Here is a 25,968-nt window from a genome sequence, read left to right as displayed (position 1 = left end):
TGGGAAAACGATCCCGACGGTTCAAACCGAGTCGTCTGTACTGATGAGGTAGCGAGAGATCGCCAGACGACCCGACACGGTCCAACGAACAGCAGTCGTGATCCGGTGTAAGTCTCGCTGTCGCTGGTGCAGGGGGTAACGATTCTCCCGCACCAGAAGCGACCACGTTCGCCGGGGATCACGCCAACAGACAACCCGAGAACCCTGCAAGAGACATGCCAACAACCGACTTTTCGTGGGGAACGATAACCCACCAGACCGATCCCGAATCGGGCGACACGAACGTCGAAATAATCGCCGAGTCCGCGGGGAGCATTTCGCTCTCGGTGACGACGGCCACCGACGTAGCGGACCCTCCTCCGGCGGAGGGAGCCGATACCGACGCGGAGGCGGAGACGGCGACCTTCCCGTGGGGTGTAGTGGTCCACACGGCCGACGCCGATACCAGGACCACTGACATCGAGGTGATCACCGACGCCAAAGCCGACGTCTCCGTCTCCGTGAAATCAGTGTCCGACGGTGAGACGTACTCGGAGTCGACGACGGTAGGGCAGTCGTCAGCTGACGCGACCGTAAGCGTAACGCAGTCGTCGACGAGTTCGACCACCAACTCGGTAGTCACCAACAGTTCCACGACGAGCACAGCACAATCGACGACCATTTCGTCCGGCACGTCGATCGATATCGACGATCGAGACGACGACGATTGAATTCGGCCGTCGGCGTCGAGTACGGTCGAGGACACCAGGCGAGCGCTCGAGCCAGACGTCTAATTTTCGATCTCTCTCGAGCGCCGTCTCTCACCGAGTTCGTGCCGAATCTGTGGGAGTTCTGACCTCGGTGATATCGGGAGCACTGAACGCGGCAAAAAATCGGACGGGAGTCACGCAGTCGCGTTTCCGAACAGCTCGTCGCCGGTGGTATCGGACTACGTGTCAAACGCGTCTATCGAATCGATTGCTGGCACCGGTGGCGTCTCAGGGGTTACCGGCGTGATGGGATCCACCGAGATGTCCTCGGACGATTCGGTTTCGTCAGTGACTACCTCCGTCTCCTCTTCGACCTCGGTCGTTTCCTGCTCGCTGACATCACTGATCGTCTCCTCCTCGGTGATGGAGACGCTCGTTTCGTCCAGCGCATCGTCGCCCTCCTCACCGATGATCTCGGTCTGGGCTGCTGCCGTTCCCGCGCCGCCGACTAGCGTGAGCAACCCGATCGCGATCGCGACGACGAACACCGTCCGTCCGACCGTTCCGTAATGTCGTGTGATCCGTTTCATTTGTAGCCTCACAAGGCACGAATATCTCTCCGCTATCGGACAATAAATCGACAGAACCGTTCGCAGCGCGAACGACTGCTTTCGATCCAGAAATCGGTCCCAAAACGGGCGGCTGTACGACCGATGGCTACCGGAGAGACGCCCCGTCGAGGCTGGAAACGAACGCGGCGACGGGCCGCCGGAACGAGGAGGATACGAGCCGGATAGGGCGCCGTTACCCCTACGTTGGGCTCCGTGCAGCCTCAGCGCTATCGTCGGGAGTCACGGTTGGGCAAGGACGCTCGAGCAGCCGTCTCGGCGCGGTGAATCACCTCGCGAATCGAGACGCCCATTTCGGCGGCGACGGCCCGCGCGTCGTCGTACTCGGTACTCACGTCGTACACCTCGCCGTCCACGTCGCTGGCGATCTTCACCGTCACCTCGTACGTCTCACCCTCGACCTCGAGTTCGACCGTCTCGAACGCCCGGTTCGCGATCCAGCGGTGGGTCGCCCCCGCGTCCCGAACGCCGAGCGTCCCGGTCTCCTCGGCCAGCGCTCGAGCCACTCGCTCTCGGTCCGCGGGCTTGCAGATCACCTTTACGAGGTGGCCGGGCCGGGACTTCTTCATCGTGGCCGGCAGGATCGAGACGTCTCTCGCGCCCGCGTCCGAGAGCGTCTCATGAAGGCCGCCGAGGACCTCCGGCGTCGCGTCGTCGAGGTTCGTCTCGAGGACGGCGATATCGTCTTTCACCAGTTCGCCGCGACCGCCGCCGTCGCCGACCAGGACCCGGAGGACGTTCGGGTGCGGGTCGAGGTCGTAGCCGCCGGCCCCGTAGCCCGAGGTTTCGAGGTCGAGCGACGGCAGCGACGCCACGCCGTCGGCGAGGTGGCCCAAGATTGCGGCCCCCGTCGGCGTCAGCAGTTCGGTCTCGACGGGGCCGCCGCGGAGCGACCAGTCCGCGCGCTGGGCGATCTCCACGACCGCCGGCGTCGGGACGGGGTACTCGCCGTGGCTCATCGAGACGCTGCCGCCGCCCGTCGCGAGCGGCGTCGTGACGATTTCGTCGGGCCCGAGGTCGTGACACAGCAACACGGCCCCGACGATGTCCGCGATGGCGTCGTCGGCACCGACCTCGTGGAAGTGGATTTCTTCGAGGGGCTCGCCGTGGACGCTCGCCTCGGCCTCGCCGAGCAGTTCGAAGATCGCGAGCGCGTCGCGCTCGATCGCCGGCTCGAGACTCATGTTCTCGACGATTTCGCGGACCTCGAGGTAGCTCCGGTGGGGGCCGTGGCCTTCGGCGTGGACGTGGTCGTCTCCGTGATCGTGGGTATGCTCGTGATCGTGACCGTGCCCGTTCCCGTCGGCGTGGTCGTGTGCATGCTCGCGCTCGTGACCGTGCCCGTCCCCGTCGGCGTGGTCGTGAGCGTGATCGGCGTGTTCGTGGGAGTGTTTGCGCCCGTCGTGCTCGTCTGCGTGTCCGTGCTCGTGGCCGTCGGGCCCTCCATCGTCACGATCGGTCAGATAGACGTCGACGGTCGTCGAGGAGATACCGCACTTGACCGTCTCGTCGATTCGGTACTCCACCTCGAGGACGTCGGTGACGGACTCGAGGACGTCGGGATCAGCCCCGGCATCGAGCAGGGCGGCGAGGATCATGTCGCCGCTTGCGCCCATGCGGCCGTCGAACGCGAGGATGCTCATAGGTAGGTGGCGGGGTGGCACGGTCAAAAAGGCATCTGCTCGCCGCAAGGTCGGTGCCGTATTCGGTGCCTACACCGGCTGTCGGTAGCACCAAAACCAACCGATGCCGGTACAGCTATGTACGTTCCAGCCACAGTTACATATGGTAGCATCTAGCATACCGTGCGGTGAAGGCTAGCAAAAAACCTATCCGCTCACGAAGCGGAGTGAAAGACATCACCGTCTACCCGAATCATGAATGAAGTTCAACTGGAGGTTGCGAAGGCGTACCCGAACGACTCGGGTCGTGGTATCGCCCGACTCGACCCGGACACGCTGTTGCATCTGAAGCTGAGTCCGGGCGACATCATCGAGATCGAAGGTGCAGACACCACCGCGGCGAAGGTGTGGCGCGCCGACCGGCAGGACTGGAACACGGATACGGTCCGGATCGACGGCTTCACCCGCCAGAACGCCGACGTGGGGATCGGCGAGCGAGTGACGATCCGCAAGGCAGAGGCGACGAAGGCGGAGAAGCTCACGCTCGCACCCCCCGAGGAGGCGTCGGTGCAGTTCGGTTCCGACGCAGCGGGGATGGTGAAACGCCAGATCCTCAAACGGCCGGTCGTCGGCCGCGACATCGTCCCGGTCATGTCCTCGACGAATCATCCATTCATGCGGTCGCCCGGCCAGGCGATTCCGCTCATCGCCGTCGAGACGGAGCCGGAGGGTGTCGTGTTGATCACCGAGGACACCGACGTCGAACTCCGCGAGGAGCCGATCAGCGGCTTCGAGAAGACCGGAGGCGGGATCACCTACGAGGATATCGGCGGTCTCCAGAGCGAGATTCAACGCGTGCGGGAGATGGTCGAGCTCCCGATGAAACACCCGCAGATCTTCAAGAAGTTGGGGATCGAGCCGCCACAGGGTGTCCTGCTCCACGGGCCGCCGGGGACCGGGAAAACCCTGCTGGCGAAAGCGGTCGCCAACGAAACCTCCGCGAGTTTCTTCTCCATCGCGGGGCCGGAGATCATCTCGAAGTACTACGGCGAGTCCGAACAACAGCTCCGGGAAATCTTCGAGGACGCCAGCGAGGAGTCGCCGTCGATCATCTTCATCGACGAACTCGACTCCATCGCGCCGAAACGGGAGGACGTCACGGGCGAGGTCGAACGCCGCGTCGTCGCCCAGCTGTTGACGATGATGGACGGCCTCGAGGCGCGAGGCCAGGTCATCGTCATCGCGGCGACCAACCGCGTCGATTCGGTCGATCCCGCCCTCCGACGGCCGGGCCGATTCGACCGCGAGATCGAGATCGGCGTGCCGGACGAAGTGGGTCGCGAGGAGATCCTGCAGATCCACACCCGCGGCATGCCCCTCTCCGACGACGTCAAACTCGGCCACCTGGCCGACGAGACTCACGGCTTCGTCGGTGCCGACATCGAATCGCTGACGAAGGAGGCCGCGATGAAGGCGCTGCGTCGATACCTGCCGGAGATCGATCTCGACGAGGAGGATATCCCGCCGAGCCTGATCGACCGGATGATCGTCAAGCGTCAGGACTTCCGCGGCGCGTTAAACGAGGTCGAACCCTCCGCGATGCGCGAGGTGCTCGTCGAGTTACCGAAGATCTCCTGGGACGACGTCGGCGGGCTTCACGACGCCAAAGAACAGGTCCAGGAGTCCGTCGAGTGGCCGCTGAACAACCCCGAGCGGTTCGAGCGGCTGGGCGTCGATCCGCCGGCCGGCGTCTTGCTCTACGGTCCGCCCGGGACCGGGAAGACGCTGATGGCGAAGGCCGTCGCCAACGAGACGAATGCGAACTTCATCTCGGTGCGCGGCCCGCAGCTGCTCAGCAAGTGGGTCGGCGAATCGGAGAAGGCCATCCGACAGACCTTCCGCAAGGCGCGGCAGGTCTCCCCGACGGTGATCTTCTTCGACGAGCTCGACGCGCTCGCGCCGGGCCGGGGCGGCGAGGTCGGCTCGAACGTCTCCGAGCGGGTCGTCAACCAGCTGCTGACCGAACTCGACGGACTCGAGGAGATGGAGAACGTGATGGTCATCGGCGCGACGAACCGCCCGGACATGATCGACCCCGCGCTCTTGCGTTCGGGTCGGTTCGACCGGCTCGTCATGATCGGCCAACCCGACGTCGACGGGCGCGAACGGATTCTCGACATCCACACCGAGGATACGCCGCTGGCGGCCGACGTGACCCTCCGCGAAATCGCGGAGATCACGGACGGTTACGTCGGCAGCGACCTCGAGTCGATCGCTCGCGAGTCGGCCATCGAGGCCCTGCGCGAGGACCACGAGGCAGACATCGTCGAGATGCGTCACTTCCGACAGGCGATGGAGAACGTCCGACCGACGATTACGGACGACATCCTCGAGTACTACGAGCAGATCGAAGAGGAGTTCCAGGGCGGTGGCTCGAGCGGACCCGGGCCGTCGGGCCGACGCGGCAGCCGCATCGGCTTCCAGTGAGCTGACGCACTCGCGAATCGACGTCGGTTTTTTCACAGCGATCCGTCTTCGAAGAGCTTCCGCGTCGTCGATCGATTCCGATCTCTCGACGACAACTAATTAGAAACAGATATACAGTAATGAGGTGAGTCGAGCTGTAACCCGCTCTTAGGGACGGTAGTAGACGATTGCAGTCCGGGACGGACGCGGATCAGATAACCGCCGATTACCCGCTCTCCGAAGCGAAACCGAAGATGTTCGTTCAGGTACCACCTAGCAACGGTGAATCCGCCATCGACTCGGCAAACGTTCGCCCCGGTATATGTACTAGCCGTCGGACCTGTGATACGTATCCGTCTAGACCGATGTCGAAATCCTCCACTGCTGGTGATTCAGCCGATACCTCCCTCGAGCCAACCGACGACCAGCATCGCGACGAGCGCGGGCCCTCCGGCGAACGGGACGATCCCAACCGCGAATCGAATCGCGAAACGGCGACCGTCGACCGATCGCTCGAGGACGTCGCCCCCTCAGTCGCGAAACCGATTCGCGTCGCTGGTTTCTGGGGTGCGATCCTCCTGCCAGTGTGCTACCTTCCGTTGCTCGCCGTCGGGCTGTCGACGCCGTTTCAGGCCCTGCTCTTTCTCGTGCTCCTCTCGGTGAACCTCGCCGCGTTGTACGTCGGGCACGCGCATCGCCGTCGGTAGTCGCGCGGTGGATAACTCGGTTGCTGCCGACCGTCCGTCCTCACTCGCTCGAGCGCCACCGAACGACGTGCCCGAACTCCTCGCGCAGCGCCTGCCGTTTGACGAGGACGAAGCCGACCGCGATGAGACCGAAGCCGACGACGGTCGTCGCGTCGATGACTTCGCCCAGATAGATCCAGCCGACGACGGCGGCGAAGATCGGGGCGACGTAGGAGACCATGTTGATCTCGACGGCCCCCAATCGCTCGAGCAGATCGAAGTAGAGCAAGAACCCGACCGCGCTCGCGACGACCGCGAGGTAGCCGAGCGCGCCGAGCGCTTCCGGGTGGGTCCACGCCGTGGGCTCGAGCGGTTCGCCGAGTCCGAGACTGACGAGGTGCATCAGGAGTGCGCCGCCGATCATCGACCACGCTTCCATCGTCTCGATCGGCAGTTCGGCCTCGATGGTGCGCGTGAGGACGCTTCCCAGCGCGAACGCGGCCGCCGCACAGAAGACGAGCAGCGTCGCGACGACGTCCGCCGTCAGCAGGTTCGACGGATCCGGGCGAGCGATGATGGCGACGCCGACCAGTCCGACGAGCAGGCCGGCGACGCCGACCGTCGAGAGCGCGTCCGACGGCGCGAACACGCGGGCGAACCCGGTGGTCAGCACGGGCGAGAGACTGACGACGATTGCCGCCGCGGCCGCGGTCGTGTGCTGCTGGCCGACGAACAGAAACGCGTGATAGGCCGCGATCAACAACACGGCGCCGGCGGCGACCAGTAGCCACTCGCTACGCCCCCGCGGATACCAGTCGTCGACAGCGGAGGCTGCGTACGTGAGCATGAGTACGCCCGCGATGTCGTATCGCAGCGCCGCGAACAACACCGGCGGGAAGTGATCGAGCCCCGCACTGATCGCGACGAACGCGCTCCCCCAGATCGCTGCGAGGGCCAGAAAGAGCCCGAGGTTTCGGTATCGGCTCACACGGAACGTCTCGCCAGTACGCTCCTACGTGTTTCGGTTCGAAACGAACGACGCCGAGGCGGAATCGCGGCTATCGGTTGGTGAGAAGCACAAATCGAACGCACCTCGAGCGTCGGAATCCGTCGAAAACGGCGGCGACGCGAAACTCCCTGTCGAACGAAGACGCCGGTTCAGAGCGGGGGTAGCTCGCGGATCTCGGGCTCCGCTTCGGTCTGCTTGAACTGCTCTAACAGCGGCTTGATCTCCTCGAAGCCGTCGGTGAGCACGATATCGCCGCTTCGCAGGTCGTACTCGATGATGTCGTAATCGGCGAGTCGCGGCAGGTGGTTGTGCACCAGCGAGACGTAGACCCGTTGTCTGGTCTCCTTGTCGATCTCCGCCGGACGGACGTCGAGCTTCCAGGCCGCGATTCCGGTGACGACATCCTCGAGGTTCGCGTCTCGGTGTTCCACCAACTGGTACAGCAGGAACCGACGCTCGGACTCGGCGAGGAGGGAACAGGCAGCTTCCATTCGACTGGCGCTCGCGTCGTTCATACCTGCACAAGAGCCCGGGCCATATTACACCTGCTGCCAACACAGATTGGCTCCCCGATCCGAACGGTCGACGCTATGTTGCACCGGTTACGCTACTCTCGGCTGTTTCAACGGTCATGCCACCGATTCATCGATTCTGTAAGCTCACCATTCCCCGACCCGGTATTCACACGTTCCGTCAGGTCCACGAATCCGGTTCGGTAGTTCGCTCGCTGGCCTCGCCATGGAGGTGGCAGGCGACCGGATGGTCCTCGGTTTCGAGTTCGGGGGAGTCCCGTTCGCAGACGCTCTCGTAGGACGCCCGCAGTCGATCGGCGGCGGCGTCCCAGTTCTCGTCTGCCAGTTCCGCAAGCGCTTCGTCGAGAATTTCGTCGTGACGCGGCGGAAGGGTCTCGTCGAGCAATCGCTCCTTCAGTGCCGCGACGAACCCGGGAACGTCCGCGGCGGGTATGCCGTCCTCGCCGCGCTCGAACCGGCCGTCGTCGCCGACGGACTCGAGCGAGACGTCGCGGCTTTCGATCCGCTGGCGGACGGTCATGATCTGCCGGTAGGTCTCCCGCTCGATCTCGAGGTCCGCGGGTGGAATCACCATCGGACACCGCGTCCGGAACCGACAGCCGGAGGGTGGATCGCGCGGCGAGGGCACGTCACCGGCGAGCGTCTCCCGCTCGCGGTCGCGTTCCGCGGTCGACGCGCGCGGAACGCTCTCGAGCAAGGCCTGCGTGTAGGGGTGTCTCGGGTCCTCGAACAGCTCGTCGACGGGACCGACCTCGACGATTTCGCCGAGGTACATCACGGCCACGCGGTCACAGACGTGGCGAATCACGGAGAGATCGTGGCTGATCAGCAGGTAGGTCAGGTCGAACTCGTCCTGGAGGTCGTCGAGCAGGTTCAACACCTGCGCCTGCACCGAGACGTCGAGCGCCGACGTCGGCTCGTCGAGCACCAGGAAGTCGGGCTCCAGGGCCAGCGCACGAGCGATCCCGATTCGCTGGCGCTGGCCGCCGGAGAACTCGTGGGGGTAGCGGTCGAGTTGGTCGGCCGAGAGGCCGACGCGTTCTACCAAGTCGCGAACTCGCTCGCGTCGCTCGTCCTCGGTACCGATACCGTGGACGTTGAGCGGTTGCTGTACGGTCTCGCCAACCGTCATCCGTGGATCGAGACTCGAGAACGGGTCCTGGAAGATGACCTGTGCCTCGCGCCGGAAGTCGGTGAGATTGTTGCCGGCCATGTCGTAGACGTTGGCGCCGTCGAACTCGACGCGACCGTCAGTCGGTTCTTGCAATCGGAGTAGGGTTTCGCCCGTCGTCGACTTTCCACACCCGGACTCGCCGACGAGACCCAGGGTCTCCCCTTCATGGATATCGAAGCTTACGCCATCGACGGCACGGACGGGTACCGGTTTATCTCCGAACAGACGGTCGAGAAGCGAATCGTTCTCCCAGAAGTATTTCTGGAGATCAGTGACTCGCACGAGCGGCTCGTCGACACTCATTGGTGCTCACCACCGGTGGTCTCGGCGTGGGGTGCAGTGTGCTCTTCAAGCGGCTCTTCATCGCTGTCCTCTGGGCTGACGTGTTTGTCACCGGCGGGCCGTTCCGTCTCGTCGAAATAGTCCTCCGGAAGCGCCTTTGACTCGTCGTACTCCGTCTCGGCGAGGACACACCGAGCCGCGTGATCATCACTTCCTCGAGCCGGATACTCCGGTGGATGGTCGAGGCAGTCTTCCATCGCGTTCGGACAACGGTCAGCGAAGTAACATCGATCCCCCATATCGTCATCGAGCAGGCTCGGGACGTTCCCCGGAATCGGCTGCAGTCTCCCGGAGGCACCCTCGAGAGTGGGTACCGAGCCGAGCAGTCCCTCCGTGTAGGGATGGACGTACTCGTCGAACACGTCTGCTAAGCCCCCGCGTTCGACGATTTCGCCGGCGTACATCACACCGACACGGTCGCACATGCGCGCGATGACCCCGAGATTATGCGTGATCAACAGGATCGTCATCCCTGTCTGTTCCTGAAGATCGTCGAGCAGATCCAGTACCTGCGCCTGGATCGTTACGTCGAGGGCCGTCGTCGGCTCGTCGGCGACGAGCACGTCTGGTTCGCCCGCGAGTGCTTGCGCGATCATCGCTCGCTGAAGCATCCCGCCGGAGTACTCGTGTGGGTACTCGTCGGCCCGTTCGACCGGGTCGGGGATGCCCACGAGTTTGAGCAGTTCGACGGCCCGTTTGCGGCTCTCGTCCGAGACGTATCGCCTGGAAGGAAGGACCGTCGAGAGCAGGTAGTTGCCGAGCGAGTACTCCTCGGAGCGGGCGCGGGTCGATCGCGGCTGGGCGCTGGCCCGTTGCTGGACCTCGACCGCTTCGGCGAGCTGTTCGCCGACCGTCAACGTCGGGTTGAAGCTGCTCTCGGGATCCTGAAAGATCATGCTGAACGACGTGCCCCGGAGCGACTCCCTGATCCGCGGGGGGACCTCGAGCAGATCCACGAACTCGCCATCGACCGCCTCGGGATAGTCGTCGGCGACCGCCTTGGCGAACTCGGCGTTTCGGTACTCGATCGACCCGCCGGTGATCTCGCCTGGCGACTCGATCAGATTCATGATCGAACGGGCGGTGACGCTCTTCCCGCTGCCGCTCTCGCCGACGATCCCGAAGACCTCGCCACGTTCGATCCGCAAGTCGAGGTTCGAAACCGCGTTTACCTGTCCATCCTGCGTGAAAAACCGCGTCGATAGATTCGTTACGCGAAGTATCTCTTCTGTCATCGTCCTTCTCCTTCGATGTTCGGATCCAGTGCGTCGCGAAGCCAGTCGCCGAGTAGATTGACGCTGATCACTGCCAGTACGATGCCGATACCGGGGAAGATCGAAACCCACGGCCGACTCGGCAGAATGTCCTGTCCGCGCTCGATCTCGTACCCCCACGAGAGCGTCGTCCCGGAGAAGCCGAGATACGCGAGTGAGGCCTCGAGCAGGATTACCGCCGCCACCTGAATCGTCGCGAGGACGATGATCGGCGTGAGACTGTTTGGCAGCACGTGCTGGCGCAGGATCGTTCTGTCGCTCGTTCCAAAGCTCTTCGCCGCCTTGACGTACTCCTCGTTGCGGACCGACAGCGCCTCGCCGCGGGCGACGCGCGCGAACCAGACCCAGGTGACGAGTGCTACGACGATCGTGACGGTTCCCGGGATGGGTATCGATTCGGGCATCCCGCTTGCCAGTCCGAGTCGCACGATCGGGTCGGGGACGTATACCGGGGACTGCCCGAACACCCCGAGTAACGCCAGTGCGAGGACGAGCGCCGGGAACGCGAGCATCGTGTCCGCGACCCGCATCAGTCCGTCGTCGACGCGGCCGCCGTAGTAGCCGGCAACGAGGCCGATCGGGACCCCGATCAGCAGCGCTATCCCCGTGCCGAGGAAGCCGACGAGAAGCGAGATCCGGGCGCCGTAGAGGAACCGCGAGTAGACGTCCTGTCCGACGTTGTTCGTCCCAAGGATGTGCTCACTGGTGGATTCGACGGTGATATCGACGCGCTCGCCGTCCTGTGCGACGGACGCCGTGTAGTCGGTGCCGAGCGGCGGGTACTGCGCGCCGTTCTCGTCGTAGTGTCCGGTCCGCGTCGGATCGTGCGTCGCCAGAACGGGCGCGAATACGGCCATTAAGACGAGCAGTAACAGTATTCCGAGCCCGATCTTCGGGAGCAGACTCTGTGAAAACGTCTGTTCGAGATTCGTCCTGACTCTCTCCGAGATCATTCGTCTCTCACCTGTGGGTTGAGATAGTTGTACAGCGAGTCGACGACGATGTTGATCGTCACGTACGCGATGGCGATGAACACGATAATCCCCTGCATGAGTGGCCAGTCTCGAGCGCCGAGTGCGTCGATGAGTCGAAGTCCGAGACCCGGCCAATTGAACACGGTTTCCGTGATGACCGCGCCGCCGAGCAGCGTGCCCAGTTGGAGGCCGAGGACGGTGATGATCGGAATCATCGTGTTTCGAAGCACGTGTTTGTATCGCACGAGCACCGACGGTAACCCCTTAGCTCGGCTCGCCGTGACGTAAGGTTTGCCGAGCTCGTCAACCATGCCGCTTCGGGTGAGGCGAGTGATGAGCGCCGTGAAGTACGTGCCCAGCGTGAGCGCCGGAAGCGTGATGTGTTGCAACCAGACCAGTAGATCGTAGACCGAGCCGTACTGGATCAGCGTTATGACGGCCTGGCCGAACCCGACCGGCCGTCGGCCGGTCGGGAAAACGCCGAGCGACACGCTCAACAGCAAGATCAGCATGAGCCCGAGCCAGAAGTTGGGCGTTGAGATGCCAAGCAGCGAGAACATCGTCGCCCCGTAGTCGGAGGGCTCGTTCCGGCGCGTCGCCGAGACAACGCCCAGCGGAATGGCGATGACGATCGCGACGATCGTTGCGGCCACCGCGAGTTCGATCGTGGCCGGGACACGCTCGATCACCATCGCTTCGACTTCCCGGTTCGAGCGCCAGGAGTAACCGAAATCGCCGACGACCATCCTCTGGAGGTAGTCGAAGTACTGGACATAGATCGGTTCGTTCAGCCCTTCCTGTTCGCGGACGCGCTCGATGAGTTCCTGTGTAGCCCCTTCGCCGAGCATCAGCGTCGCCGGATCGCCGGGTGACACCGCCCGGAGGCCGAACATGATGGTAACGACGCCCCAGATGACGAATACACCCTGTAGTATCCGCCGTACGAGGAACTTCCCAATCGTCATATGAATGTATTACCTGCAGTCATTGAAACGTATCGAATGAATCGAGGAACCGGTGATTACGCTTTCGTTTTGGCCGACGGTCGGTACTTACGCGTCCATCTCCCAGATGTAGATGGTTTCGTCCTCACGCGGGTCCCACGTAATCTCCTCTCTGACGCCGTAGATGCTCTCCTGGGTGTGGAGGAACAGGAACGGGGCCTTCTCGTGGGCCAGTTGGTTGACTTCCTCGAGTTGCCCGCGTCGCTCGTCCGGATCTTCGATCTGCTGGCTCTCGAGGATCGCGTCGCTGAGTTCCTCGTCGTCGAACGTCCGCGATTCGTTATCAGGGATCGTGAAGAAGCCCTGAACACCGTAGTCGGTGTCGCCGGTGATGGTCCCCCAGCCGATGAGGTAGAACGGAACCTCGATAACGTCGGGATCGACACCGGCCGAGTTGGCGTCGGAGACGACACCGAACTCCACGAGGTTCGCCTCGCAGTTGACGTTGTCGAGCTGGTCGATCTGGTCGGCGACCGTCTCGCCGACCTCGGCGTCGTTCAAGTATCTGCCCTGCGGGACGGTGAGTTCGATCTCCACGTCGCCGTAACCGCTCTCCTCGACGAGGCTTTCGGCCATGCCAACGTCCTGCTCGTAGGGCTCGATCTCGTCGTTGAAGCCGTTGATCCCGGGCGCGACCGGCTGTCCCCGCGCCTCACCGTAGCCGCTGAGCACCGAACTGACGATTGCCTCGTTGTCGACGGCGTAGTTCATCGCCTGTCGGAACTCTTGGCTGTCGAACGGCTCGACGGTGTTCTTCATCGGACAGAAGATGTTCCGGAAGCTTGTCACCCGTCGGATCTCGATGTCGTCGGCGTCATCGACGGTTCCGACGTCCTCCGGGAGGATGTTGATCGTGAGGTCCGTTTCGTCCGTTCGGAGTGAGTTCGCTCGGCCGCTGGACTCGCCGTCGGCGTTGAACGTCACCGTCTCGAACGGCGGCTCGTCGCCCCAGTAGTCGTCGAAGCGCTCGAGGACGATCTCTTCGCCTGACGTGAAGTCGGTGACCTGGTAAGGGCCCGTCCCGTTGAAATCTTCGGGGTCGGCACCCGAGATTGCTTCGCCCTCTTCGTCCGCGTTGTAGTTCTCGATCGCCCACTCCATGTTGAGCGCGCGAGCGTAGTTACCGAACTCGAATTCCGCGAGCCCCGGTGCGGCACCGTACTCGACGGCGACCGTGGTGTCGTCGAGGGCTTCCGCACCCTCGATCGAGCCGAGTCCGAACGCACCGATATCGCTAACGACGCCAATACTCGGATCGACGGTCCGGTTGATCGTCCAGGCGATATCCTCTGCGGTCAGATCGTCGCCGTTGTGGAACACTACGTCATCGCGAACGGAGAGTTCGGTGACGCCCTCACCTTCCTGAATCTCCCACTCTTCGACGACGCGTGGGAAAATCCCCTCACCGGGTTCGAAGTCGAACAGCGGTTCGTAGATGTGGTCGAAGACGTCGAAATAGTCTCCGGTAATGTGGTCGAGCGGGTCGATGGTATCCGGAAACTGCGACAGCGTGATCGTCAGGTCGTCGATCTCGTCGTCACCGCCGGTGGGATCGTCAAGACAGCCAGCGATGGCTGCAAGACCCGCGATACTGGTTGCTGCCCCGGTACGCCGAAGAAGGGTTCGACGGTCAAGTGAATAATTGGCACCCTGCATACGCCATAGGAAACCGGATCATTATTTATAGATATTGGTATCTGCCAGACGATATGTGGCTATATGTACGCCGATATATAATTTTATGCAGCGAATGGAGAGTATAAACGTTCCCCCGCTCCGTCTCACGGGGAGATATCTGGGATAACTTTAAGAATCCTTCGACTCGTACTACGAGTATGGCCGCTCACGGCCGGTCCGCCCTGCGGGACCTGTTTGACGAGTCGCCCACACCCCACATCGCTCACCCGCCGCGGACCCATCATCGTGACTTCTACGTCGCTACCGATGGGTCCTTCCGGAAGGCGGGCGGTGGACTGGGCGCCGTCATCGAAACGCGCGACGGCACCCGTGTCGCACGCGTCGCGACCACGGACACGCCGCCGGACAACAACGTCGCCGAGTATCGAGCGCTGCATCTCGGACTCGACGTCCTGGCAGCGCGCGCGCCTCGAGACGCCCGCGTCGGCGTTCTCATCGACCACGATGCGCTCGCCAGTAACGTCAACAGCGCCATTCTCGCGACGAACCACCCGGACGGGAAAGCACCGCGTCCGATCTCTGTCCCGTCCGCGACCCGGTATCACTGGCGGGGCATCCAGGCGCGGCTCAACGGCTTCGGCGAGGTCCGGGCCGCGCGCATCGACAGCAACCAGAACCCTGCCCACCCGCTCGCGAACGCCCCCAATCAGTACCGACACGTCAATCGCGAACCGGACCGCTGTGTCCTCCCGGAGACGCCCGAACCGACCGCGACCGAGTTCCCGCCGCCGTCTCGAGCCAACCGCAACGGCAGCGGTCGCGCCTCCGACTGACGGCGAACCCCCGACCGATCGCTTCGTCGCTCGAGGACCGACCCGACTCCCTCGAGCGGGGACCAAACGGGCCCCTCGAGCGGGGATCGAATCGATCCGTCCAGCGGTCGGAACCGCCACCGTTATCTCGCCGTTCGGGCCAACACAGTGCATGAGCCTTCGCGTCGCGATCGCGGCCCCGTTCATCCAGAACGGGAGCCGACAGCTTCCGGAAAACGAACTCGTCGTCGCACTCTCGCTCGACCGCGACTGGTTCTCCCCCGACCAGTCCAAACGGCTGATCGACGTCGCGACGCGCGAGGGACTGCTCGAGCCGACCGACGACGGTCTCGAGGTCACGTTCGACCCCGCCGACGTAACGGTTCTCGACGAATTCGTCCCCGACGAGGACCTCCTTCGGGAACGCTCCGCGTTCGAGCGCGTCCTCGATACGCTCGTCGCTGAGGGAGTAGAGAAACACGAGGCCGTCGGCGCGATCAACACGCTGCAACAGGATCTCGGCGTGACGATCGAAACCGCCGCCGTCGTCTACGCTCGTCGCGAGGGGATCGACGTGACCGAACTGGTCCCCGTCGCGCGAGCGGCGCTGAACGACGGCGGGTCGTCGTATAGTAACAACTGAAACGAGTTACACACCGATCGCAACGCAGCCGTGCGATCGGGTGTGCATCGACTGTCAGTGGCTACTATAGCCGTCCGGACGTAGCGACGACGAGTCGGTACCGAATCGGAAGCCGAAGCGCGTTAATCCCCGGCCGACCGACGACCGATATGGTCGAAGAGCGGATCACCGACGGCCGCCGGATCGCCGAACTGCTCGCCTCCGAACTCGACGGCCGCGAGGACGGCACGCTCGAGTCGACGCGGGTCACGAACGCCGACCAGGACGTCGAACCGACGGCGGACGGCGCGCGAGCGTACGATGTCGAGTTTTCGGACGAGCGAATCGCTCGGCTGTTCGTCCACGAGGATCGGGCGCGCCTCGAGTTCGAGGCCGGACAGGACGTCGCCGCCGAGACGGCCGCAGAACTCGAGTTGCGCGTGCGGCCGAAGGCGACGGAGCCGCCGCGGACGCTCGTGTTCGTTGAGAACGGTGCGGCGGTGAAGCGGGCGACGGACGTGGTGCAAACCGTGAGCCGGTCGCTGTAGTCTCGCGACGGGCCGACGACCGTCCGTTCGTGAAGCGTCTCCACCGCCGCTACGTCGGCGCGTCACCGTCGTCGTCCGAAAAAACGAGCGTAGCCGTTCAGTAGCCGTCGGCGAGACGCGAGTCCAGCCGACCGATCAACCGGCCGTGATCGAATTACGCATCGGAGTCGTGCCACGGCATGTCGCCTTTCCAGTCGTCGCCGGTCGCACCGGGGAGGGGATAGCGACTGAGGTACGACTGCTGATCGTTGACGATGGGTTCGGCGGGCCCCTCGACGGTGACGTCGACGAGCAGGGTGTCGAACTCCCAGGCGTGGCGCCCGTCGACGACGCGGCCCGCGGCGCGGGTTCCGTCGTCGCTGACCCACATGTAGTCGTCTTCGATGGTCGCCCCGTTGTACATCGAGGGCTCGATGGTGCTACCGTCTTCGATCTCGAAGTAGTAGTCGGTCGGCTCCGACTCGCCCTCGGCGACGAACTCGTAGGTGTGTTCCCCAGTGACGTGCCACGGCATGTCTTCCTTCCAGTCGTCACCCGTCGCACCGGGAAGGGGATACCGACTGAGGTGGGACTCCTGATCGTTGACGATGGGTTCCGCTGGTCCCTCGACGGTGACGTCGACGAGCAGGGTGTCGAACTCCCAGGCGTGGCGCCCGTCGACGACGCGGCCCGCGGCTCGCGTGCCGTCGTCGCTGACCCACATGCGGTCGTCCTCGATGGTCGCCCCGTTGTACGTCGACGGGACAACGGTGCTGCCGTCTTCGATCTCGAAGTAGTAGTCCGTCGGTTCGTCCTCGCCCTCGGCGACGAACTCGTAGGTGTGCTCCCCGGAGTTGTGCCACGGCATGTCGCCCTTCCAGTCGTCGCCGGTCGCGCCCGACAGCGGGTAACGACTGAGGTGGGACTCCTGATCGTTGACGATGGGTTCAGCCGGCCCTTCGACGGTGACGTCGACGAGCAGGGTGTCGAACTCCCAGGCGTGGCGCCCGTCGACGACGCGGCCCGCGGCGCGGGTTCCGTCGTCGCTGATCCACATGTGGTCGTCCTCGATGGTCGCCCCGTTGTACGTCGAGGGCTCGATCGGACCGTCCTCGATCTCGAAGTAGTAGTCGGTCGGCTCCGACTCGCCTTCGGCGACGAACTCGTAGGTGTGTTCGAACTCGCGTACCTCCTCGTCGTCCTCGTCACCCTCGTCGCCGTCTTCGGGTTCGTCGCGCGCCCCCTCTTCGTCGTGCCACGGCATGTCGCCCTTCCAGTCGTCGCCGGTCGCGCCCGACAGCGGGTAGCGATCGAGGTTCGAGCCGACATCGTTGACGACCGCGTGGGCGGGTCCTTCGACGGTGGCGTCGATGATGTTCGTGTCGAACTCCCAGGCGTGGCGACCGTCGACGACGCGACCCGCGGCGCGGGTTCCGTCGTCGCTGACCCACATGTAGTCGTCTTCGATCGTCGCGTCGTTGTACGTGGAGGGCTCGATCGGGCCGTCCTCGATCTCGAAGTAGTAGTCGGTCGGCTCCGACTCGCCCTCGGCGATGAACTCGTAGGTGTGCTGGAGATCGTCGTAGTCGCCGCGCGATCGACGCTCGCCGCCCGACGCGGCCTCCTCGGCCGTCGTCGGAACGCCGTCAGGAATCGAGAGGTCGGGGTTGTTCGAGACCGCGCTCCCGACGTTGACCCTCGAGCCGCTTCCGCGGTGGATGTTGCCGCGGATGCCGCCGCTCTGGAAGTTCGCGCGGCCGGGAGAGTTGTTCGCTCCGGCGACGAACGCGTGCGGGTACGGACCGTCGGCGAAGTGTGAGTCGCGGACCGTCACCGTGCCGCCGTTCCAGATCCAGACCGGACGACCGTTCGTCTCGCCGTAGCCCCCGTAGCCGGGTCCGTAGTCGGTGTTGTCGTTGTAGGCGACGCAGCCGATGATCGCGTCGTTGCCGCTCGCACAGCGGAACGTCGTGACGCCGTTGTTCTTCCCGAAACAGTGCTCGAATCGGACGCTACCGCCGTGAGCGGTGTTAGAGCAGTAGAAGGCGTTGTTCGGCCAGCCCTGGACGTTACAGTGACGGAACGTGACGTCTGCCCGGTTGTTTCGGTGCATGAAACACGCACCCGGCCCGTGGACGAAATCGGCCCCCTCCTTCGTCGAGCCGTCGCCGAGATAGACGTTCTCGATGAGGACGTTGCCGGGGTTGGCGTTGATCGAGATCATGAACCCGTCGCCGCGGTGGAGTCCTTTGAACCCGATGTTTCGGATCGTCGAGTTCGGCCCATCGACTACCAACAGAACGGTGTCACCCGTCGTGAGGTCGAACAGTTTGTTCTCGTACGTCTGGCCACGACCGATCCGAATCGTCTGCCCCCGCGCCCTGATCGTTTCGTAGGTACCGCTCGCACTCGCAGTGCCAGCCGTCGCGGCCGCAGCGACCGTCGTCGCACCGGCTAACTTCAGGTACGAACGACGGTCAAGTAAAGTGTTATTATCTGCTTTATCGGCGTTAAAAAGCCTCTTACCGCCATTTTCGCCGTCATCACGTTCTGCAAGATCGCGTGCCATACGATCCTGTAATTCTCTGTTTCCTATATAAGCTTTCCCCTTAAAAATGAATAAAATAAACAGAATATCATAGTATCGTGACTAAATATAAAATTTTGATTGAATATAATTCACTATCTTTTATATATTCGAGTCAGTTCCTCGATGGGGGCGCTCTTCCCTCTCCCATTCCCGTCGGAGTGAGCGTTTCGGCGACCCTCAGACGTAGCCGAGCGCGTTCAGTCGGTCCTCGACCACGTCGTCGGTGTTGTCGACCGCTCCCGAATCGACCGGCGGCTCCGCGGTGACTCGCCGGCGCTCGGTACCCTCGACCTCGAGCCACGGGACGGTGAGCAACTCTTCTATGTGGAGCCCGCGGGGATGACCGTACAACCGGATCGGCACGGGAAACCCGCGTTCGCCGATCAGGTTGCCGTGATCCGCCGTCACGACGCTTTTCCCGCCGAGCGACTCGAGAAGCGTCTCGACGTGTGGCAGGACGAGGTCGAGGTTCTCCCGGTAGGCGGCCACGACCGTCTCGATGTCGATATCCTGGTCGTGGATCAGCGCGAACCAGGGGTTCGGCGCGCTCGAGCGGTCGTCGTCGTCCAGATGGTGCTCGAGTCCCATGTGAGAGAACTGCTGCCCGGTGGGGCCGATGAACGGGAAGTGGGGCTGCATGAAGTGAACGATGAGCCGTTTGTCGGGGTAGCGTTCGTGGGCGGCGACCGCTTCCCGAACGACGTCTTCCGGTCGGACCGTCCGTGACTCCTCGTCCCAGGCCCGGTCGAGGAGGTCGACCACGTCGTGGAAGACGTTGTCCTCGAGTTCGTAGACGTGCGGGTTCGCCGTGACGTAGACCGTGTCGTGGAGTTCCTGACCCTCGAAGTTCGTCTCCATGAACTCCCAACTGTCGGCGCCCGGCGACCGCTTTTCGGAAAGAGAGCCCTCGAGATCGGACTGCAGATCGAACATGTCGTACCGGCAGCCGTCGAGAATGAGGAGATTGTCCCAGTCGGCCGCCATCATGTCGATGCCGTCGGCCTCGCCGACGAGGTCGTTTCGAACTCGGCTCACCCGCGAGTTGACCCGCAGTCCGAGCGTGAACAGTTCCTTGCGGACGAGTCGCGGATTCCGCACGACCTTGCGGACGTTCTCGAGCGAGTATCGGTCCGGAAGGAGGGATGCAACAGCCATGGCTCCGAGTAGCTGACCGATCCGTTTTGTTAGTCGGCGAAAGAACGCTCGGTACGTACCTATTACCTGTCGTGACTCTATAGTGTTCGTTACGTTCTCGAGAATCGCTCCGGAGCGACGGTCCGAACGGATCGGCTGTCGGCACGCGGATCGTCGCGACCACCCTATCGGCACGCGGATCGTCGCGACCACCCTATCAGCACGCGGATCGCCGCGACCACCTGCCGATCGACCGGTCGACGCGACGAGATCAGACGTACCCGAGTTTCTCGAGTCGATCCTGGACGCCCTCGTCGACGCCGTCAGCCGAACTCGAGGCCGTCTGCTCGGCGAGGGCCCGTCGTTTGTACGCGTACGCCTCGGCGTCGAACCGGTCCGTCGCCCACTCGGGAAGCGTCGCGTCGTCGACGCGGCGTTGCCAGCACGGGCGGTCGGGATCGAGCTCGTACTCGATTCGTGCGCCCTGGGAGTCCCAGACGTACTTCGTCGTCCCGTCGTAGGCCGCACGCATCAGCCGATCCCAGTGTTCCGTGCGCCCGGGCGGCTCCGGACCGGCGCTCATCCCGACGTGTTCGGCGACGATCCGGTCGCTCGTCGGGTCGATGACCTCGTCACGGGCCATCCCCGCCAGCAGCGAGCGCAACTCGAGGTGGGAGACGTACCGGTCTTCGGTTTCGGGGTAGCCCTCGGGCGGGTTGACGACGACCAGCGGCACGTGCAACAGTCCCTCCGAGAGGCTGCTCTTGTGGCGAACGAGTCCGTCCTCGAACGCGTACCCCTGGTTCTCGCCGTGATCCGCGGTGACGACGACCGTCGTCTCGCGGGCCGTGTTGGCCTGCACCCAGTCGACGAACTTGGCGATGACTCGATCGAGGTAGTCGACGGACGCGCCGTACACCTCCCGGCGCGTCTCGAGGAACTCGCGGTGTTCCTCGGGAGACTCCATCAGCTCCCAGACGGTTCGATCGGCCGTCGTGAACGTGTTCGACGCCGAATGCAGCGACCGATCGAACCCGCGGAGGTGTCGTAGCGGCGTGTGAGCCTCCATGAACGAGCCGAACAGGACGAACGGCTCCTCGGTGTCGTCGATCAGGGTCCGGGACGTCCGGGTGACGGCCCGCGCGCCGTCGTCGAACAGCTTCGGAATCGGCGCGTTCTCGGAGGCCGAATCGAGAACGCCGACGCCGCCGTTTGCCAGCGTGGACAGCGGGTGGTCGCTGCCGAGCGCGGCTCGGAGGAACTCGAGGTAGACGCCCGGTCCGGTCCGGTCGCTCTCCGAGCGAACCGCGACGGGGTCGAGTCCCTCGGGGAACCGGTGGGCTTCGGTGACGTCGACGAACTCGTCGAAGAACGAATCGAAGCCGTACGCCGAGCCGGCGAAGACGTTCGTGCTAACGCCGAGCGTCCGGTGTGACTCGAACTCCCCGAAGAGCGTCTCCGATCGATCGATACCGGTGACGTGCGTATCGTGGGTGTGAACGCCGTGTTCGTGGGGGAGGTCGCCCGTCGCCATACTGGCGTAACTCGGCGCGCTCCACGAACTCGCGGCGCGACACTGCTCGAACGTGAGCGCGGATCGGTCGGCGAGCCGGTCGGCGTAGGCGTCGAACGTCTCCTTCCGAACCGAGTCGAGACAGAGCAAAACGACGTTTCGCATGCCCGTTCGATCTCCTCGAACACTCATTGTTACGGACCTGTTACCGACCGAAGCAACGCGGTATCGGGCCCGTTGTCGGCGCGTCCGTGGGTCGCCCGCGCCGGCCCGGTCTCGCCGCGGAGGTCGGTTAGCTCGAACGAAACGCGATGGAGACGGCAGTCGAACGGATGTACATCGGTCTGATGGACGACTTGATCGATGGGGAATCTGACTGCACCGGCACCGATCCGTTCGGTAGCCGTCGATCCGCTCACCGCGAGATGCCGTCGACTCGCCCACCGGACCGATCTCACTCGGTTTCGGCCGTCACTCGAAGCCCCGATAACCGCGTCCGAACCCGGGTAATCGGCCCACTACTATACGGGTCGTCCCGGAACGCATCACCGATGGCGAACGACTCCGGAACTGGACTCTCGGATCTTCGATCGGTTGCCGACGGCGCCTCGTTACACTATCTCGGCACCGTCGTCGTCAACCTCGTCGGATTCCTGTTGAACCTCGTGTTGACCCGCATGCTCGGCGCCAGCGTCTACGGCATCTACGCGTACGGGACGATGATCCTCGCCGCGGTGTTGCCGTTCGCCAACCTCGGGAGCGACGTCTCGATCACGAGATACCTCTCGGCGAACCGGGACGATACCGGCTACCAGCGCCGGATGCTCGGACTGGCCTACCTGACGACGATCAGTATCAGCGGTATCGTCGCTGCGACCCTCTTCGTCGCCGCGCCGACCATCAACGCCTACACTCTCGAGGAACCGCTGTTCACGGCGGCGATGCAGGTGTTCGCAATTGCGTTACCGTTCCAGGGACTGGGCCAGGTCGCCGCGAGCACGATGCGCGGACTCGAGAAACCGAAGGAAAAGACCGTGATCATGGTCGCCGGCCCGACGTTCCAACTGCTCGCCATCGGGGGCGCCGTCGCGGTCGGCTACTCGCTGCTCGGCATCGCCGCGGCGTTCGCCGTCGCCGCCGTCATGTCCGCGCTGTTCGCGATTACCTACTCGCTGTCGCGAGCGGATCTCCGGCCGACGGGCGGCTTTTCGAAGGGCGAAGCCGCCGAGTTCTACAACTTCTCGGCCCCGCTGACGCTCTCGCAGGCCGCCTCGTTCCTGTTCAAGCGCGTCGACCTCTTCATGGTCGGTATCTTCCTCGCGTCGGCCGACGTCGGGATCTACAACATCGCCGTCTTGCTGGCCGGCGTGATCGCGATGCCGCTCGCCGGCTTCAACCAGTTCTTCCCGCCGGTCGCGTCGCGACTCTACTCGAACGACGAACACGAGACGCTCGAGTCGATCTACGCGACCGTGACCCGGTGGTCGATCACCGCCTCGATCCTCGTCGCGCTGCCGCTGTTCATCTACCGAGCCGAAGTGCTCGCGCTGTTCGGGCCGGAGTTCGTCGCCGGAACGGCCGTCATCGCGCTGTTCATCGCCGCCCAGCTATTCAACGCCGCGGCCGGACCGGCCAACGACCTGCTGACGATGACCGATCACCAGTACGTCGTGATGGGGAATCACTTCGTCTTCGGCGTCCTCAACGTCGGACTCAACTACGTCTTCATCCTCGAGTTCGGGCTCATCGGCGCCGCGATCGCGACGGCCGCGATCCTGGCGACGCTGAACGCCGTTCGCGTCGTTCAGGTATGGTATCTCGAGGGGCTGTTCGCCTACTCGCTCGAGATCTGGAAACCGTTCGTCGCGGCCGGGGTCGCCAGCGCGACGATGTACGGCCTGCAGCTGTACCTCGACGGGCTGGTCGTCGCCATCGTCGGCGGTGCGGTCGGGACCGTCGCCTTCCTCGGGACGTTGTACCTCCTCGGCATCGACGACGAGGACCGGGAGATCGCCGACGAGTACCTCGGACTGGTTCCCTGACCGGCTAGTGGCGGTCCAAGCCTGAACTGTTAGGTCGGACCCGGTTGGGCGGTGCGGTTCGACCTATCAGTCGACGCTTGGGACGGTACTAACGCGCGGGCCCGCTCACTCGGCCGGAGCGTCGAACGCGTCGAGAATCGGCGGGAGCTCCGCGGCGATCGCCGACTGGTCGACGTGCGCCGTCGCCCGCGGATCGCGGTCGGGACCGTCCTCGAGCAGCACCTGCACGACGTCCATCCCGGCGTTCGTCGCCCCGTAGACGTCGGCTTCGACCTCGTCGCCGACGTAGACGACGTCGGCGGGGTCGACATCGAGTTCGGCGGCGATCGCCTCGAACGCCCGCCGGTCTGGTTTTCCGGCCTCGAGCTCGCCCGTCACGAGCGCCGCGTCGAAGGCGCGCTCCCAGCCGAGTGTCGTGATCTTGTCCCGCTGGGCGCGAACCGGGCCGTTGGTGAGGAGGCCGACGCGATACTCCGCGCGAAGTTCCTCGAGCATCGCTTCGACGCCCGGCAGCGCCTCGAGCGACGCCGCGATCGTCTCGCGGTAGGCGTCGGCGACGGCGGCCGGGTCCGCGTCGGTCTCCCGACCCTCGAGCAGGTCCGCGAAGATGGGTTCGCGCGTCTCGCGGGTGAGGTTCCGCCGGTGAGCCTCGAGATAGGCCTCGCGAGTCAGCGCCGGCGCGCCGGCTTCGGCGGCGGCCCGCTGGAGGATGGTCGTTCGGTCCTGCGTGGGCACGGCGAGCGTGTAATCGAGGTCGAAGACGACCGCCCGTGGCATGGATGTCACGGGGCGCTCGAGGAGGTTGAAGCTATCCCTTCTGCTCGGCAAATGAAGCGGAAAGGGTACCGGAAACCGAGTTAACGATCAGTCGTCGCTCGGTTGTGGCGTCGGTTCGGAACGGGACTCGAGTCGCGGAACGACGACGGACTCGATCTTTCCGGAGTACCCCATGAGCGTCGTGCCGAGAATGCTCATGAACAGGACGTAGCCGACGGCGAAGGCGTAGATATCGTTCGCGACGCCGGTCGCGAGACCGGTCCCCGCACCGGCGAGCGCGATGCTCGCGATGATGAGCGAGAACTCGCCGCGGGTGGTCATCCCGAGTCCGACCCGGATCGATCGGCGCTCGTCGAGACCGTAGATTCGCCCGCCGAGGTAGCCGCTGACCAGTTTCGTCGGCGTCGTCAACAACACGGCCGCTGCGATGATCCAGAGGACGTCGAAGAACAGCAACGGATCGGTGATCAGGCCGATCCAGAAGAAAAACACCGCGGCGAAGGTGTCGCGGATCGGTTCGAGCAGGTTCTCGAGGTCGTGGACGTGGCCCGTCGAGGAGAACGCCATCCCGACGAAGAACGCGGCGACGGCCTCGCTGACGCCCAGCGAGAGCGCAGCGCCCGAGATGAGTACCATAATACCGAGCGAACGCAACACGACGAACTCGTGGGAGTCGGTCTCGAGACTGCGCTGGAACCACGCGGTGCCGAAGTAAACCAACAGGAGCAAGACGAGGATGAAGCCGACCGCGATCCCGATCTGGCCCAGCGCCTCGCCGACGTCGCCGCCGCCGAGAACGAGCGCGGAAGCGATGGCCAGATAGACCGCGATAAAGAGGTCCTCGTAGACTAGCGTCCCGAGCATCGGATCGGACTCGTCGTTCGCGATCCAGCCCAGATCGATCAGCGACTTCGTGATGATCGCACTCGAGGAGATGTAGACGATCCCCGCGGTGAGGAAGGCCGGAAGGAACGATCCGAAGAGGATCCACCCTAAAACCAGCCCGATCCCGAAGTTGATGGCGAGGTCGACGGTTCCCGCCTTCCCGATCTTCTCTTTGGCCGCGATCAGTCGCTCGAGGTTGAACTCGAGGCCGAGGAAGAACAGCAGGAGGACGATCCCGAGTTCGGCCCCGAGGTAGATGAAGTCGGTCTCGACGAGCGCGAGTTCGGAACCGTGTGGAATCGCTCCGTTTCCGAGCAGGCCCGGGAAATCGATTCGGCCGAGGACGTAGGGACTTAGTCCCATCCCGATGACGATGTAAAACGGGATCACCGACTGGTTGATCCGGTTCGCGAGGAGTCCGGCGAGGGCGACGGCAGCAAAGAGGATACCGATGTCGATCAATGCGGTCGATTCAGCTGCCACTTTCGCTCACCTCTAACGTCGCCAGCATCGATCGGTTAGGCTTCACTATCGTCGCCGAGCAGTTTCTCGAACTCGATGCAGTCCTCGCGGTCGCCGACGACGACGAGCGTGTCACCGGGTTCGATAACGGTGTCCGGCGTGGGCGGCGTGATGAGTTCGTCGTCGCGCTGGATCGCGATAATCGAGACGCCGACCCGTTCTCGAATTCGGGCATCGCCGATACTCTGGCCGGCAATTTCGGCATCTTTCGTGACGCTGTACCACTCGATGAACGTGTTATCGGAGAGCATCGTCTCCACCCGGTCGGTCTGGACCGGCTGGAAGTACGCACCCTCGAGGATGGTGCCGATCTTTCGGGCGAGCCGATCGGATGCCTCGAACGCCTTCTCGCTGTCGGCGTTCTCGTTCGCCTTCGTGTAGACTTCCCGTTTGCCCGTGTTGTGGGTCACGATGACGAGTCGCTCCCCGTTCTCGAGTTCGACTTCGTACTTCTTCCCGACGCCGGGAAGATCGCTCTCGTAGATGGTCATACTCGAAACAGTG

22 protein-coding genes are annotated in these 25,968 nt (G+C 63.9%); 7 read left to right on the top strand and 15 right to left on the bottom strand.

Going from position 1 to position 25,968, the window contains the following annotated elements:
• The first annotated feature begins 215 nt into the window (after positions 1-215).
• Entirely contained in the window at positions 216-710 is a 495-nt protein-coding gene (locus ACSFC5_RS07995) for a hypothetical protein (protein WP_440764688.1), read from the top strand.
• Positions 711-928: 218 nt separating this feature from the next.
• Here ACSFC5_RS07995 and ACSFC5_RS07990 read toward each other — a convergent pair whose 3' ends face one another.
• Both ACSFC5_RS07990 and larC read right to left on the bottom strand, forming a co-directional pair.
• Entirely contained in the window at positions 929-1,279 is a 351-nt protein-coding gene (locus ACSFC5_RS07990) for a hypothetical protein (RefSeq protein ID WP_440764687.1), read from the bottom strand.
• A 248-nt stretch (positions 1,280-1,527) separates the two neighbouring features.
• Entirely contained in the window at positions 1,528-2,961 is a 1,434-nt protein-coding gene (gene larC, locus ACSFC5_RS07985; protein ID WP_440764686.1) for a nickel pincer cofactor biosynthesis protein LarC, read from the bottom strand.
• A gap of 234 nt (positions 2,962-3,195) precedes the next feature.
• Here larC and ACSFC5_RS07980 point away from each other — a divergent pair, with 234 nt between their 5' ends.
• Both ACSFC5_RS07980 and ACSFC5_RS07975 read left to right on the top strand, forming a co-directional pair.
• On the top strand, positions 3,196-5,427 hold the full coding sequence (locus tag ACSFC5_RS07980; RefSeq protein ID WP_440764685.1) for a CDC48 family AAA ATPase: 2,232 nt from the start codon (positions 3,196-3,198) through the stop codon (positions 5,425-5,427).
• A 344-nt stretch (positions 5,428-5,771) separates the two neighbouring features.
• Entirely contained in the window at positions 5,772-6,113 is a 342-nt protein-coding gene (locus ACSFC5_RS07975; RefSeq protein WP_440764684.1) for a DUF8028 family protein, read from the top strand.
• A 40-nt stretch (positions 6,114-6,153) separates the two neighbouring features.
• Here ACSFC5_RS07975 and ACSFC5_RS07970 read toward each other — a convergent pair whose 3' ends face one another.
• The 7 genes from ACSFC5_RS07970 to ACSFC5_RS07940 form a co-directional block, all read right to left on the bottom strand.
• On the bottom strand, positions 6,154-7,080 hold the full coding sequence (locus ACSFC5_RS07970; protein WP_440764683.1) for a DMT family transporter: 927 nt from the start codon (positions 7,078-7,080) through the stop codon (positions 6,154-6,156).
• 170 nt (positions 7,081-7,250) lie between these two features.
• Positions 7,251-7,616, bottom strand: a complete 366-nt coding sequence (locus tag ACSFC5_RS07965) for a DUF7344 domain-containing protein (protein ID WP_440764682.1) — start codon at positions 7,614-7,616, stop codon at positions 7,251-7,253.
• 178 nt (positions 7,617-7,794) lie between these two features.
• The gene (locus tag ACSFC5_RS07960) at positions 7,795-9,111 is read right to left on the bottom strand and encodes an ABC transporter ATP-binding protein (protein ID WP_440764681.1); all 1,317 of its coding nucleotides are present in this window, start codon (positions 9,109-9,111) and stop codon (positions 7,795-7,797) included.
• A complete protein-coding gene (locus tag ACSFC5_RS07955; protein ID WP_440764680.1) occupies positions 9,108-10,385 on the bottom strand; it encodes an ABC transporter ATP-binding protein in 1,278 nt (425 codons plus the stop codon). The genes ACSFC5_RS07960 and ACSFC5_RS07955 overlap by 4 nt, the downstream gene beginning before the upstream one ends.
• A complete protein-coding gene (locus ACSFC5_RS07950; RefSeq protein WP_440764679.1) occupies positions 10,382-11,377 on the bottom strand; it encodes an ABC transporter permease in 996 nt (331 codons plus the stop codon). The genes ACSFC5_RS07955 and ACSFC5_RS07950 overlap by 4 nt, the downstream gene beginning before the upstream one ends.
• Entirely contained in the window at positions 11,374-12,363 is a 990-nt protein-coding gene (locus ACSFC5_RS07945) for an ABC transporter permease (protein ID WP_440764678.1), read from the bottom strand. Before ACSFC5_RS07945 ends, ACSFC5_RS07950 begins: the two co-directional genes overlap by 4 nt.
• Positions 12,364-12,450: 87 nt before the next feature.
• Positions 12,451-14,058: an ABC transporter substrate-binding protein gene (locus tag ACSFC5_RS07940; protein WP_440764677.1), complete on the bottom strand. Its 1,608-nt coding sequence runs from the start codon at positions 14,056-14,058 to the stop codon at positions 12,451-12,453.
• Between the two features lie 179 nt (positions 14,059-14,237).
• On the opposite strand from ACSFC5_RS07940, the gene ACSFC5_RS07935 reads away from it, so the two are divergent.
• From ACSFC5_RS07935 to ACSFC5_RS07925, 3 genes are all read left to right on the top strand, one after another.
• Positions 14,238-14,873: a ribonuclease H family protein gene (locus ACSFC5_RS07935; protein ID WP_440764676.1), complete on the top strand. Its 636-nt coding sequence runs from the start codon at positions 14,238-14,240 to the stop codon at positions 14,871-14,873.
• A 151-nt stretch (positions 14,874-15,024) separates the two neighbouring features.
• Positions 15,025-15,495 (top strand): DUF2240 family protein, encoded by a 471-nt coding sequence (locus ACSFC5_RS07930; protein ID WP_440764675.1) that lies wholly within the window; start codon positions 15,025-15,027, stop codon positions 15,493-15,495.
• A gap of 149 nt (positions 15,496-15,644) precedes the next feature.
• Complete coding sequence (locus tag ACSFC5_RS07925) at positions 15,645-16,022, top strand: DUF7993 family protein (protein ID WP_440764674.1); 378 nt, start codon at positions 15,645-15,647, stop codon at positions 16,020-16,022.
• A gap of 154 nt (positions 16,023-16,176) precedes the next feature.
• Here the strand turns inward: ACSFC5_RS07925 and ACSFC5_RS07920 are convergent, their stop codons facing one another.
• From ACSFC5_RS07920 to ACSFC5_RS07910, 3 genes are all read right to left on the bottom strand, one after another.
• Positions 16,177-18,570 carry a hypothetical protein gene (locus tag ACSFC5_RS07920; protein WP_440764673.1) on the bottom strand — a complete coding sequence of 798 codons (2,394 nt, stop codon included), beginning with the start codon at positions 18,568-18,570 and terminating at the stop codon, positions 16,177-16,179.
• 198 nt (positions 18,571-18,768) lie between these two features.
• A complete protein-coding gene (locus ACSFC5_RS07915) occupies positions 18,769-19,746 on the bottom strand; it encodes an alkaline phosphatase family protein (protein WP_440764672.1) in 978 nt (325 codons plus the stop codon).
• Positions 19,747-19,996: 250 nt separating this feature from the next.
• Positions 19,997-21,403, bottom strand: coding sequence for a sulfatase-like hydrolase/transferase (locus ACSFC5_RS07910; RefSeq protein WP_440764671.1), 1,407 nt, complete (start codon positions 21,401-21,403; stop codon positions 19,997-19,999).
• A gap of 386 nt (positions 21,404-21,789) precedes the next feature.
• Here ACSFC5_RS07910 and ACSFC5_RS07905 point away from each other — a divergent pair, with 386 nt between their 5' ends.
• Entirely contained in the window at positions 21,790-23,280 is a 1,491-nt protein-coding gene (locus ACSFC5_RS07905) for an oligosaccharide flippase family protein (RefSeq protein WP_440764670.1), read from the top strand.
• A 105-nt stretch (positions 23,281-23,385) separates the two neighbouring features.
• On the opposite strand, the gene ACSFC5_RS07900 is transcribed toward ACSFC5_RS07905, so the two are convergent.
• The 3 genes from ACSFC5_RS07900 to ACSFC5_RS07890 form a co-directional block, all read right to left on the bottom strand.
• Positions 23,386-24,057: an HAD family hydrolase gene (locus ACSFC5_RS07900; protein WP_440764669.1), complete on the bottom strand. Its 672-nt coding sequence runs from the start codon at positions 24,055-24,057 to the stop codon at positions 23,386-23,388.
• Positions 24,058-24,144: 87 nt separating this feature from the next.
• Positions 24,145-25,425, bottom strand: a complete 1,281-nt coding sequence (locus tag ACSFC5_RS07895) for a cation:proton antiporter (protein ID WP_440764668.1) — start codon at positions 25,423-25,425, stop codon at positions 24,145-24,147.
• Between the two features lie 35 nt (positions 25,426-25,460).
• Positions 25,461-25,955, bottom strand: coding sequence for a cation:proton antiporter regulatory subunit (locus tag ACSFC5_RS07890; RefSeq protein ID WP_440764667.1), 495 nt, complete (start codon positions 25,953-25,955; stop codon positions 25,461-25,463).
• Positions 25,956-25,968 lie beyond the last annotated feature (13 nt).

The organism is Natronorubrum marinum (genome assembly GCF_052040125.1).
In the GTDB taxonomy this organism is placed as follows: Archaea; Halobacteriota; Halobacteria; order Halobacteriales; family Natrialbaceae; genus Natronorubrum.
Note: the sequence above shows the minus strand (reverse complement) of the source record. Positions and strands in the feature narration are given on the sequence as shown.